The organism is Armatimonas sp., from assembly GCF_964826245.1.
Genome location: NZ_CBAYMC010000139.1, coordinates 1 through 11638 on the forward strand (window position 1 = coordinate 1; position 11638 = coordinate 11638).

Here is an 11638-nt window from a genome sequence, read left to right on the forward strand (position 1 = left end):
AGACCGTAAAAGGACAGATCGTCAGCGCCGAGCAGAGCCGCCCCTCGTCCAGAATCCCAATTGTCTCTTTCGAGGGCTCTTTGGGCTCTGTGGGCGGCTCCACCACGCCTCCTCGGCCAAAAGCATGGCTCATGAGCTGGCGGTGGGCCAGATAGTCATCCGAAGTCAGCAAGCGTAGTTCAGACATGCTCAGAGATTCGACACTCTCTCAGTAAAATCCTTGACAGAGTAAGTAGACATGATATACTACGACCCGTTGCACTCGTAGCTCAGCGGATTAGAGCATCTGGTTGCGGTCCAGAAGGTCGCAGGTTCGAGTCCTGCCGGGTGCACTTAGGGAATCTTTTCCCGAAACTTCCACCAGGCTGACCTCAATTTGAGGTCGGCTTTTTTCTATCTTAGCCTGCATTGAAAGATCTGTAATCTGGGCGTTTTTCAGGACACTTTGACCGCTGCCGATTAGGGCAAAAAGTCCACGGCAAACGGTACGATAAACAGCGGTAGCCTCGGAGTTGCTTCTAAGGGGGAGTAACCCAACCTTGGATTCCCTGCCGCTACCCGCGCCGGTGGCGTCAGGCTCCTTGCCAGCGCGCCCTGGAGTCGTTATTTGTTGCGAGACGTGGGAGGAGGTGCTAGGATAGACTTGAATCGTGAAAACTACTCCTCGGCCCGTTCTCGCGGCTCACTCGCAACGTCATGCTCCACTTCCGACTAGGCGGCTTCTTGTGAACAATAACCTTGGAAAAACCGTCCTGTTCAGGATGAGTAGCCAGATCCTTGCCGTGCACCAGTTGGTCCTTGCAACCACGGCGACTTTGCTGCTCGCTCTTTTCGCAGTAGTGGCGGATGGAGCCCAAGCCCTGATAACGATTTCTACCCCTTCGTCCGGGCCGAGCTTAAGGAACATGATCCGGACCTTTACGATCTTCTAGAAGAGATCTAGGGAGTCAAAAAATAGCCCGTTGCTCCCGTCCGGAAACTCAATTATGCCTCTCCACTTTCGAACAAAACTTGCCACCACCCTGACACTTGTTGGGCTGGCAGGATCATTTATCCCCGTTGGCACGGCGGAACCCATGCAGAAGGCCAATCGTGACGACTATCAAAAGTTCGTCGCTCCACTCCTCGCAAAATCCTGCACCGCTTGTCATGGTCCGAAAAAGTCCAATGCGGGACTTCGAATCGACCAACTGGATCCAAATCTTCTCACGGGTAGGGACATCAATCGGTGGATCGAGATCTACGACGTCCTCAGCAAGCGCGAGATGCCGCCGGCGGGCGAACCGAACTACCATCTCAAGGATGAGGACAGAGCCCGAATCATCGAATGGTTGGGGAAGGAAATGCAAAAGGCCTCCCAGGCCCGGAGAGATGCCGGAGGTCACAGTTCCTTTCGCCGCATGGCAAACTACGAATACAACCACGCCCTGCAGGACTTGCTGGACCTCAACCTTCCGTTTACCGAGGCACTCCCGCCCGAAAACACATCCGAGGACGGCTTCAAAAACATCTCAAAGTATCTCCAGATGTCGGCGACGCAGCTTGAGACCTATCGCGAGATAGCCATCGAGGCCCTGCAAAAAGCAACCGTCGAAGGAGACCGCCCTCCGGTGGTGACCTGGCAGATCCCGATGCAAGAGGCGATGGACAAAGCCTCCGCCTTGAAACAGAAACCCATCCCTCCCAAAAATTCCGCGAATGCCAAAGACATCCGGTATACCCACGTTGTCAACAAGGACACCGGTGAGGGCTTTTCCTATAACTGGGCCTACTACGTTATCCTAGATGGTGAGTCCCGCCAAGGGATCTGGAATCTCAAACCGGACAAAACCACCTCCGCCATCCCGCCGGTCTCCAGCGTCGTCGCGGTGCTCCCGCCTTCCCGACAGTTCCACCTCGATCTCGGAAACTCGGTTCCAGATGAAGGCATCCTACGGGTCCGGATTCGCGTCGGTGCAAGCGAACGCCAGCCCGGGCAGTCTGCAAACCTCAGATTGGTTTTCGGCTTTCAAAGCAACAATGAGGGAAGAGGGTCCGTCATCGTCAGCGAGCGGGACGTTGAAGTGACCGCTTCCACCAAGGATCCGAAGTTTATCACCTTTGATGTTCCGCTTGCGGGGCTGCCGCGAAACCCCTTTCGAAAAATGTACGAAATCGGAAGCTTTCCCAACTGCACGGAGTATCTCGAAATCCACAACATTTCCTCGACCGGTAAAGGAGGAAAGAATCCGCCGGTAAATCTGGAAATCGACTACGTCGAAGTGGAAGCCGGACTCTATGAGACATGGCCGCCAAAGTCCCACACCGCCATCTTCTTTAAGAGCCCAAACCAGAAGGATGAAAACGCGTATGTCCGGGAGATTCTGAAGCGCTTCATGACGCGGGCGTGGCGACGTCCGATTGCGGATAGCGACATCGCAGCCTACCACCAGCTCTTCACAAAATACCGCCCTCGCTTCGCCACTTTCCAAGAAACCGTGATCGAGGTCCTCGGCACTGTGCTGGCCTCACCCGAGTTCCTTTATCTCGTTCAAACCGAACCCCAAAAACCTTCCCACACCGTCAGCGACCTGGAGCTGGCCAATCGTCTCTCCTTCTTTCTCTGGTCCAGCATTCCGGACGCCCCGCTCCTCGACCTCGCCTTTTCCGGCAAGCTCAAATCGCCGAAGACTCTGGATGCCCAAATCCAGCGTATGTTGGCTGACCCCAAATCAAAGCGATTCACCCGACACTTTGTCCAACAGTGGCTGGGCCTTGAGGCCTTGGACAACGTCGTCGTCGATCCATTGAAGTTCCCATTTTACAACGAAGCGTTCCAGAAAAACCTCATCGCAGAGCCACATGCCTTCTTCGACCACGTCCTGCGCAACAATCGCAGCATTGTAGATTTCCTCCAATCGGACTACCTCGTCATCAACGAACCCCTGGCACAGCACTACGGAATCTCCGGCGTGACCGGGCAGGAATTTCGGAAAGTCCCCATTGATGCCCGAGTCAACCGCGGCGGCCTTCTCACCACGGCGGCCGTCCTCACCATGAACTCCACCGGGGTGGATTCCAATCCGCTCAAACGCGGCGTTTGGCTTCTGGAAAGAATGCTCCACGACCCGCCACCACCGCCGCCGCCCAATGTTCCCCAGGTGGATCTCACCGACCCCCGGATTCTCAAAATGACCCCGAAGGAACGGATGGCCGATCATCGCAACAATGCCGCCTGCCGCTCCTGTCACGCCAAGATCGATCCCTGGGGGATTTCTTTGGAAAATTTTGACGCCATCGGGCGCTTCCGCACCACCATCAATGACAAGCCAGTTGATGCCACCGCCGTCCTCTACAACAACAAAGCATTGGAAGGGGTGGCGGGATTAAAAAGCTACCTCATGGCCGACCGGCAGGATCAGTTCGCAAAAGCGATGGTTCACAAATTGAGCACCTACGCTCTAGGCCGCCCGATGTCGTTTGCCGACCGCGATGAGCTAGATAGGATAGCGGTCGAACTCAAAAAACGTGGAAACGGTCTGAAAGACCTCGTTTCCATCATTATTCACAGCCGTTTGTTCCGTGAAAAGGTCGCGAAGGAAAAAGAACATGAGAAATAATCGAGTCCTGATGAAACGACGAACCTTCCTTAAAGGTGCCGGTATTGACCTCGCGCTGCCATGGATGGAGACCTTCGCCGCCAAGGGCGAGTCACAGCAAAAGCTGGCTCGCTTTGTGAGCATCTACCATCCGGACGGAGTGGGCCTGCCCCGGCAGGATGACCCGGCTTGGAAGGACTGGAGCTGGTTCCCGCAGGGAGGCGAACGCGATTTCCGCCTCACCAAGGTCCTCGATGTCCTCGAACCGCTACGCAACGACATCACGATCTACTCCGGCCTCTCCCATCCCGCCTCGCGCAAAGTCCACGGTCACGCCAATGCGGATCAATACCTCACGGGTGCCGCCACCGGAAGCGAGGGGCCGTATAAAAACACCGTTTCACTCGACCAAGTCATCGCCGAAGAGTTTGGCCGCTACACGCGCCATTCTTCGCTCGTTCTCTCTACCAATGCTGGAACCGGCGCTCCGCGCGCCACACATACTTCCTCCTTCGACCAACAAGGCCGTCCCATCCCTTCGATCAGCCGTCCCAAAGAGATCTTTGACCGCCTCTTTGTCACCCAAGGAAAGGAAACCCGCGACAAGCTCGCCCGCAGCAAAAGTGCGCTCGATCTCCTCATCGCCAACGTCAACACGCTCAATCGCAAGCTCTCCAGCCACGACCGCGAGACGCTCCAACAGTACCTCGATGCCGTCCGCGACACCGAGATTAAACTGCACAGGGCCGAAAAATGGATCGATACCGCCCTTCCCGAAGTCGATGCCCGCCACTTGAATCTTGAGGTCACCGTACGCGACAGCCGGGCCTACGTGCAGACCATCTACGAGCTCATCTACCTCGCCTTCCTCAGCGATTCGACCCGCGTCGCCACCTACATGATGGGCAGGGAAAACTCTGGAGGCCCGCAGGACTTGCTGGCCCGGGCCGTCGGCCTCAACAACGCCCACGGCCTGACCCATGAGGTCAAGAGACCCAACGGCTGGCGCAATCTGGGAATCTACAACCGCTTTCAAGCGGAGGAATTTGGTCGCTTCCTCCAAAAGCTCAAAGACACCCCCGAACCCAACGGAAACGGCACCCTGCTCGACAACACCTTCGCCATGCATGGGTCAGCTTCGAGTAGTTTCCATCTCTCGCGGAACTACCCCATCCTCTCGGCTGGCGGCAAAAACCTTGGCTTCAAAAACGGTCGTTACCTCAAGTTCTCCAGAGACGAAAACCACCAAGATAACGCCGGAATCGACGACGACTCTGGTTGGAGAAGCGACATCGAACACCATGAACTGCCGCTCGCCCATCTCTTCGTCACCATCCTGAAACGAGTGGGTATAGAGACTAACGAGTTCGCCGGCTACAAGGGTACTCTCGATCGGGTCTAGTTGCCCTGATGCTCTACGTGAAGAACCATCCGTTTGAGTATTCTGCTCAAGCGGATTTTCTATTATCCAAAGCCTCTTGCCAATTAGCAAGGTGCCAGAGCCAGGTGCGCGAGAGTCGCAAAGAATTACTTCATTGAGTGCTCACGTTCACCTTAGTAACCGTCCCCGAGAGCGGGTTGGGGGCCGTGTAGTCCCCCACCGCGGTCTTCTCATCGCGGCCAATACTCAAGCCATCCTGCGGCTGGGTCGGGATGAGGCCAGAGGCTTTCCCCGTCGCCACTGTCTTTCCGTTCACAAGCAGTGTCATTGCGCCATCGCGTGCCAGCCGTGCTTCCAAGCGACACTGACGGGGCGGCAAAGGCTCCCCCGACTCAATCGCCGTGAGCTTCTGGGCGATTCGTATACTAAAGATCAGCTTGCCGTCCTTGAGATGCAACGCGTAGCCGTTTTGCTGTCCCCCTTGCGCAAGAACCACCCCGTTACGACTCTCAGCCAGGATCTCACACTGGATTAGCAGCGCCCGATTAGCGAGCTGCGGCGTGGGCACAGTCTCCGTTGCCGACTTCGTCTCGACCACATTGCAGCGCTCCGCCCAGGCATCCCAGGCGCGAGCGAGCGCCGCAACCCGCACGGGCTCACGGCTTGCGACGTCCGTCAGCTCGGTCGGATCAAGCGTGAGGTTGTAGAGCTCCCAGGGCTTGCCAGCCAGCCCCACCAGCTTCCAGTCACCGTCGCGGACGGACTTATTGCCCTCGTGCTCGATAAAGATCGAGCGCGGTGGCAGTGACTTTCCGACGAGAGCGGGGGTGAGATTTATGCCCTCCATAGCGAGCTTGCCGCTGGGGTACGACGCCCCACAGATCTCCAGTAGGGTAGGCATGAAGTCCGTGATGTAGCCCGGCTGTGTGGTCAGAGCCCCTGGCTTTGTCTTAACTCCCACGGGCCAGTGAACAATCAGCGGCGTGCGAATCCCACCTTCGTGGTTGTAGTGCTTGTAGAGCCGCCAGGGCGTGTTGCTCACATTGGCCCAGCCGCTGCCGTAGCTCACATAGCTCTGCGGCCCGCCCACTGTTTTCAAATCTGCACCTGAATGGAGCGTATTCTTTGGCCCCGAGCTCTCGTCGAAGCCCCACGGGTCCCACTCGGCACAGCCGCCATTGTCAGAGAGAAAGAAGATCAGGGTATTGTCGAGCTGCTTTGTCTTTTTTAGATGAGCCAACACCCGCCCGATGTTCTGATCCATCCGGTCCACCATCGCCGCAAAGACCGCCATACGCCGCGCCAGATCACGCCGTCGGTCTTCGGGCAGGCTATCCCAGGCGGGGTTGTCCTTGTCGGCCCAGCCGGTTTGTTTATTGAAGCGGTTCTCGGGCACGACGCTCCGTGGCGTCAGCGCGAGCTTTCCCGGCACGAGCCCAAGCTTTTTCTGCCGCGCCAGCCGCTCTTCCCGAGTCTGGTCCCAGCCTTTCTCGAAATAAAGCTTCTCGTACTTTCTCATCTCGCTCTCCGGGGCATGGAGCGGGAAGTGCGGCGCGTTGAAGGCCAGATAGAGAAACCAGGGCTTGCCGCTGGACTGGCCCTGCTGAATAAAGTCGAGCGCATAGTCCCCAAAGACATCGGTGGAGTAGAACTGGCCGGGGCTGTAGCTACGCTTGGTTCGTCCCTCGGGCCAGCGCGTGTAGAACGGGTCTTCCTTCCAGCAGGAGTTGTAGCCACCCAACATCCCATAGAACTCATCGAAGCCGCGATCCGTGGGCGGATTTTTTGTGTTGAGATGCCACTTGCCGACCATGTAGGTCGCGTAGCCCGCGGGCTTGAGCACCTCGGGAAGCGTGGCGCAGCGGGTGGGAAGTGTGCCGCTGAGGTTGGGGAAGCCCGCCTGATGGGGGTGTAGGCCCGTAAGAATGGCCGCGCGGCTGGGGCTACAGCGCGCGGAGTTGTAGAACTGAGTAAAGCGCAGCCCATTTTGTGCGAGCGTGTCTAGGTTCGGGGTCTTGATCTCGCTCCCGTAGCAGCCCAGGTCAGACCAGCCGAGATCATCGGCGAGAATCAGCAAGACATTGGGCTTCGTTTCGGGTTTCACTCGCCATCGCCTCCGTTGTTGCCCCGCCTTGCCGCGGTCTTATTGACTTTCGGAAACCACCTGGCTAGCTCTGCCTTCACGCTCGCGAGCTCAGGTTTATTTGCCAAGTTCGTCCACTCATGCGGGTCTTTCTCATGGTCGTAGAGCTCCTCGCCGCCGTCGGCGTAGCGGATGTAGCGCCACTTCTCGGTGCGAATGGCGTGGTTGTTGCGGCCATAGGTCGTGATGGCGGGCGTGTCCCAAGCGGCCTTGGGGTTGGTCAGTAGCGCACGGATACTCTTGCCCTCGTTGTGGGCGGGCGTCGGGATTCCCGTCAGGTCACAGAGCGTGGGGAAGATGCTCATGAAGTCCACGGTGCGCGCGCTCACGCCGCTGGGCTTGGTCACGCCGGGCACGACCCAGATCAGCGGCGCGTGGGTCGCCTCCTCCCAGAGCGCGAACTTGCGCCAGTGCTCTTTCTCGCCCAGATGCCAGCCATGATCGCCCCAGAAGACAATCATTGTGCTTTTCTTCGCTGGCGACTTGTCGTAGACGTCTAAGACTCGCCCCACCTGATCATCGCAGTAGGAGATCGCAGCCAGATAGCCTTGCACCGCCTCTTTCCAGCGCCCACTGGCGAGCATCTGGGCATGGTCCCCCTTGGGCTTAGCCATCTTGATGCCCTCCGTCGGAACATCGCCCAGGTCATCTTTGAGCGTCGGTGGCAGCTGAATGCTCTCCAGTGGGAACCGATCATAGTACTTTTTGGGGACGTTCCAGGGCATGTGCGGCTTGTGCACCCCGACCGCCAGAAAGAACGGCTTGTCGTGCTTTTGCCCCAGCTGCTTTATCCCATAGTCCATGATCGCCTCATCGGATGTGTGCGAGTCGTCGGTGAGGGGCTGGAACTTAATGCCGCCCACGCCATCGTTCTTCGCCGACGGATGCGGGGTCTGCTTGCCCTCGGCAGGCACGGCGTAGTCGCTCCACTCACCGGGCCGGTGAGCGTTGGCGTGGTAGATCTTGCCCGCCCCAAAGACCTCGTAGCCTGCCTTGAGAAACTGCGTGGTGAGTGTCTGCTCTTTCGGGATCACCGGCTGCCACGGCTCGCTATTGTCGTAGACGCCCGTTGTGCCGGGGCGCAGCCCGGACATCAGCGCGGCCCGGCTGGGGTTGCAGACCGGCGCGGCGCAGTAGGCATGAGTGAATGTCACCCCCATTTTCGCGAGACGGTCAATGTTGGGCGTCTTGGCCTGCGGGTGCCCCCCAAGGTGCCCCACCCAAGTATTGAGATCGTCCACCGCGATAAAGAGCACGTTGGGCTTTGCTTGCGGAGGTTGTGCCCCGGCGGGGCTTACGCCCAGCAGGCAGAGAAGACAGAGGAAAAAGGGTCTCATCATAATCGTCGCGATCACAGGGTGAGGAGTGTGACAGTACCTTCGGGAAGGTTACCCTAGCTCCGGGTGTACTTGTTGAAGAACTCCAGCGTGCGCTTCCATGCCAGCTTGGCATTAGCCTCATCGTAACGCGGCGTCGTGTCGTTGTGGAAGCCGTGGTTGGCACTCTCGTAGACATGCGCCGTGAAGGGGATATTATTGGCCTTCAGAATCGCCTCAAAGGCAGGTGAGCCGTCGAGGATGCGCTTATCGAGCCCGCCGTTCTGAATCAGCAAGGGCGACTTTATCTTTGCGGCGTCTTCCGCAGAGGGCTGCGAGCCGTAGAACGGGACACCCGCCGCCAGCTCTGTCCCCAGCTTTACCGCCAGCATATTGACCACGCCACCGCCAAAACAGAAGCCCACCGCACCGAGCTTGCCGTTGCTCTCGGGGCGCGCCTTCAGCCAGCGTGCCGCCGCGATAAAGTCCTCGCCCATCTTGGCACGATCCACGGTGCGAAAGAGCGCCCCGCCTTTTTCGTCGTCGCCGGGATAGCCGCCCACGGAAGTGAGACCATCGGGGGCAAGGGCGATAAAGTTCTCGGTCGCCAGCCGTCGCACCACGTCCTCGATATAGGGATTGAGCCCGCGGTTTTCGTGGATCACGAGGATCACGGGTAGCTTGCCTTTTGCCTTCGCGGGCATGGCCAGATAGCCCTTGATAGTGGTGTTGCCCCTAGGCGAGGGCACGGTGACGGTCTCGGTCTTGATGCGCTTGTCGTCCTTGGGGACTTGCTGCGCCCAGGCGTAGTTGGGTCGTAGGCTCTCCCAGAGCATGGTCGCGGTTACTGCTCCGGTGGCGAACTTCTGCGCCCCTTCGAGAAACGTCCGGCGGTCGATCCCGCCGTGGACATAGTGGTCGAAGAGATCAAGCAGCTCTTGCGGAAAATCCGATGCGTTTTTGCGTTCCATGATGACAGACAGCTCCGTTCTTGGGATCAGTATACCAATTTCACCGTGCTGTCCATCTCCTACACCTAGGCGTTGTCGAGCGTCTTTTTACGCCCAGCGCGTCTTCCTCGGGAGGCGTGCCATCGCATTGCCGTAGCAAGGCAGATGAGGGTTACTTCTTCGTGGTGTTCGCGAGGACTAAAACCCAGTCTTGAGGAGAGGGCAACCTTGGCGTGGTGTACTCCCCCGAGAGCGTATTGACAATCCCCTGGTTGAAGCGTCTCCCCGTAGCGGGGTCGAAGTAGAAAAGTGAGTAGTCCACATTGGGTTCGAGCGCTTTAACCATGGTTCCTTTCCAGTTATAGATGCCCCGCTTTGGCTGGTAAATGAACCGAACCTTGCCGGGGATACCCGCCGCAAAACAGTCCTTGTCGGTCCACTCGGGATGCACCTCAAAGCGTGACCACGGATACTGCTCCAGTAGCTTCTTTCCTATCCCTAGCTGGGTTGACCCGAGGTAGCTCATCCCCTCTCTCCAGGTCGTCCAGTCGTAGACCGGATCGATGCCTGGGTCACCTTCCACGCTCGCTTGCCAGATGCCTGCCGCGCCGTAGGTATGGCCCGCAGCACCACTCAGCATAAAACTCCAGAACAAGTGACGCTGCAAGTCCTGGAAGTTTGTCTGCATGTGCCCTTCATAGCAGGCCTCGCCGCAGATCACTGGTTTTACGGGTTTCTGGGAAAGACAGGATCGCATCAGCTCCAGGGTCTGTGCTGCCGTGGCAAAGCCCTCGTGCCCGATCGCGACCATGTCGAAGTCAAAGATTGCGTTGTCTTTAATCTCCTGACGAGGATGGCCCGGAGCGTGGTAGGTCAGTGGGCGCTGGTAGGGATCCGTCGCCTTTAAATAGGTTGCCAGCTCCGACCACGGACCGTAGGCATCCTTAGCCTCACCGCCGACGATCCAAACCACAGGATAGGCACCGTAGCGAGCAATCAGATTCCGCCAGTGTCGCTTGAAGCCATCGAGCCCTACCTGTGCCAGTGTGCTCCTACCCCCACCCTGTGGTCGCCCCCAGCCGCCGACGATCACCGGGACTATTCCCGCATCGACCAGGTGCTGGATGCGACGGTCGGCATAGTCGAAGTACTTGGGATTAACGACACTGAAATCGAGCTTTTCGTAGGGTTTACCACCCTCATTTTCCCAGCGGGCCTCCATCATGTTCTCATCGGGGTAGGGGCCACAGACGATCTGAACCGCATTGAAGCCCTTCGCCTTACGGTCGGCGGTTAGCTCTTGAAAGCCCTCCCAGGTCATCCGCTTACACAAGTTTTTCCACCAAGTGTCCGCCAGCCAGAGGAAGGGAGTACCGTCTTCATGCTCAAAGTGCCGCCGATCCGCTGCCAAGCGGAGGGGACCGTGACGGTAGAGGAGGTTTTGCTGCCGGTAGGGCTTGATCTCGAAACTGCCACAGACACCGTGCAAACCAGTATCTTCCGGGTCACTACACTGACCAAGATAGCGGTGGACTCCCGCCAGCGGTGAGGCATAGCGAACCTTCCAGTGAGCACCTCCGGCCCAGAAGGCAGGTACCGTCTTCTGCACGCCCTTCGGGTCGGTGAAGACAACATCAAGTACGGTGCTCATGCCTGCATCCGGATGAGCCTTCTTGGCCAGGAAAGCGATCTCCACAGGCCTGTTGGTCGATGCGATGAGAGATTTCATTAGAGTTACTTGCCCTTTTGGTCCAACAGCTTTACCATCGCCACCCCAAGCACATTACCAACTTCCAAGTAGGTCTCGGCGTTGCGGAAGTAGTGGTAGTCCTGTTTTGGGTTCGGGGAGGCTTCCTTGCTCTTCCAAAAATCCCGAGACTCGACGCACAGCACATTGCCTGCAAACTCAGGGTGCTTTTTGGGGTCGTTCATGGCCAGCTGTGCCTCGGCGAGCTGGAGCCCAAAGCCCGTACGTCCGGGGTTTCCACAGCCCACGGCCAGCACGAATGGAGCGTTGGGGGCGTTGAAGTCTTTCCGCAAGTTCTTGATAAGATTCACCAGGTTTTGCTCGTAGCGGCTGGCGTGGGCGGCGTTTTGGTCTTTGTGTCCCTGCCACCAAACAAAGCCCGCGAGCTCGTACTTTTGGGCGCCAGGATAGTACTTACTGATCTCTCCCAAGACTTTTTTTGCATTGGCCGTGTCGTCGTCGTACTGCTTCCCAGCGTACCAGGCGACCGGCTTTTTTTCCTCACCCTCTACCCAAGATGGCG

General features: G+C 58.0%; 8 protein-coding genes and 1 tRNA gene. 3 read left to right on the plus strand and 6 right to left on the minus strand.

The window, feature by feature from the left end:
• Positions 1 to 187: hypothetical protein (locus AC1XOS_RS13810; protein ID WP_481962806.1), on the minus strand; the 187-nt coding region annotated here is incomplete at its 3' end.
• A gap of 71 nt (positions 188 to 258) precedes the next feature.
• Here AC1XOS_RS13810 and AC1XOS_RS13815 point away from each other — a divergent pair.
• The 3 genes from AC1XOS_RS13815 to AC1XOS_RS13825 all read left to right on the plus strand — a co-directional run bounded on the left by AC1XOS_RS13815 (position 259) and on the right by AC1XOS_RS13825 (position 4980).
• Positions 259 to 332, plus strand: a tRNA-Arg gene (locus tag AC1XOS_RS13815).
• Positions 333 to 986: 654 nt separating this feature from the next.
• A complete protein-coding gene (locus tag AC1XOS_RS13820; protein ID WP_481962807.1) occupies positions 987 to 3599 on the plus strand; it encodes a DUF1592 domain-containing protein in 2613 nt (870 codons plus the stop codon).
• 10 nt (positions 3600 to 3609) lie between these two features.
• Positions 3610 to 4980 (plus strand): DUF1552 domain-containing protein, encoded by a 1371-nt coding sequence (locus AC1XOS_RS13825; RefSeq protein ID WP_481962808.1) that lies wholly within the window; start codon positions 3610 to 3612, stop codon positions 4978 to 4980.
• A gap of 130 nt (positions 4981 to 5110) precedes the next feature.
• Here AC1XOS_RS13825 and AC1XOS_RS13830 read toward each other — a convergent pair whose 3' ends face one another.
• From AC1XOS_RS13830 to AC1XOS_RS13850, 5 genes are all read right to left on the minus strand, one after another.
• Positions 5111 to 7063 carry an arylsulfatase gene (locus AC1XOS_RS13830; RefSeq protein WP_481962809.1) on the minus strand — a complete coding sequence of 651 codons (1953 nt, stop codon included), beginning with the start codon at positions 7061 to 7063 and terminating at the stop codon, positions 5111 to 5113.
• Entirely contained in the window at positions 7060 to 8442 is a 1383-nt protein-coding gene (locus AC1XOS_RS13835; RefSeq protein WP_481962810.1) for a sulfatase, read from the minus strand. The genes AC1XOS_RS13830 and AC1XOS_RS13835 overlap by 4 nt, the downstream gene beginning before the upstream one ends.
• A 53-nt stretch (positions 8443 to 8495) precedes the next feature.
• Positions 8496 to 9389 carry a dienelactone hydrolase family protein gene (locus AC1XOS_RS13840; RefSeq protein ID WP_481962811.1) on the minus strand — a complete coding sequence of 298 codons (894 nt, stop codon included), beginning with the start codon at positions 9387 to 9389 and terminating at the stop codon, positions 8496 to 8498.
• Positions 9390 to 9540: 151 nt separating this feature from the next.
• Complete coding sequence (locus AC1XOS_RS13845) at positions 9541 to 11097, minus strand: apiosidase-like domain-containing protein (RefSeq protein WP_481962812.1); 1557 nt, start codon at positions 11095 to 11097, stop codon at positions 9541 to 9543.
• A 5-nt stretch (positions 11098 to 11102) separates the two neighbouring features.
• Positions 11103 to 11638, minus strand: a 536-nt coding sequence (locus AC1XOS_RS13850) for a sialate O-acetylesterase (protein WP_481962813.1), incomplete at its 5' end; no start/stop codon positions are given.

Excerpts from the sequence above, each read along its gene's own strand:
- AC1XOS_RS13845 (WP_481962812.1), bottom strand. The coding sequence starts at position 11,097 with ATGAAATCTCTCATCGCATCGACCAACAGGCCTGTGGAGATCGCTTTC.
- AC1XOS_RS13840 (WP_481962811.1), bottom strand. The coding sequence starts at position 9,389 with ATGGAACGCAAAAACGCATCGGATTTTCCGCAAGAGCTGCTTGATCTC.
- AC1XOS_RS13825 (WP_481962808.1), top strand. The coding sequence starts at position 3,610 with ATGAAACGACGAACCTTCCTTAAAGGTGCCGGTATTGACCTCGCGCTG.
- AC1XOS_RS13835 (WP_481962810.1), bottom strand. The coding sequence starts at position 8,442 with ATGATGAGACCCTTTTTCCTCTGTCTTCTCTGCCTGCTGGGCGTAAGC.
- AC1XOS_RS13820 (WP_481962807.1), top strand. The coding sequence starts at position 987 with ATGCCTCTCCACTTTCGAACAAAACTTGCCACCACCCTGACACTTGTT.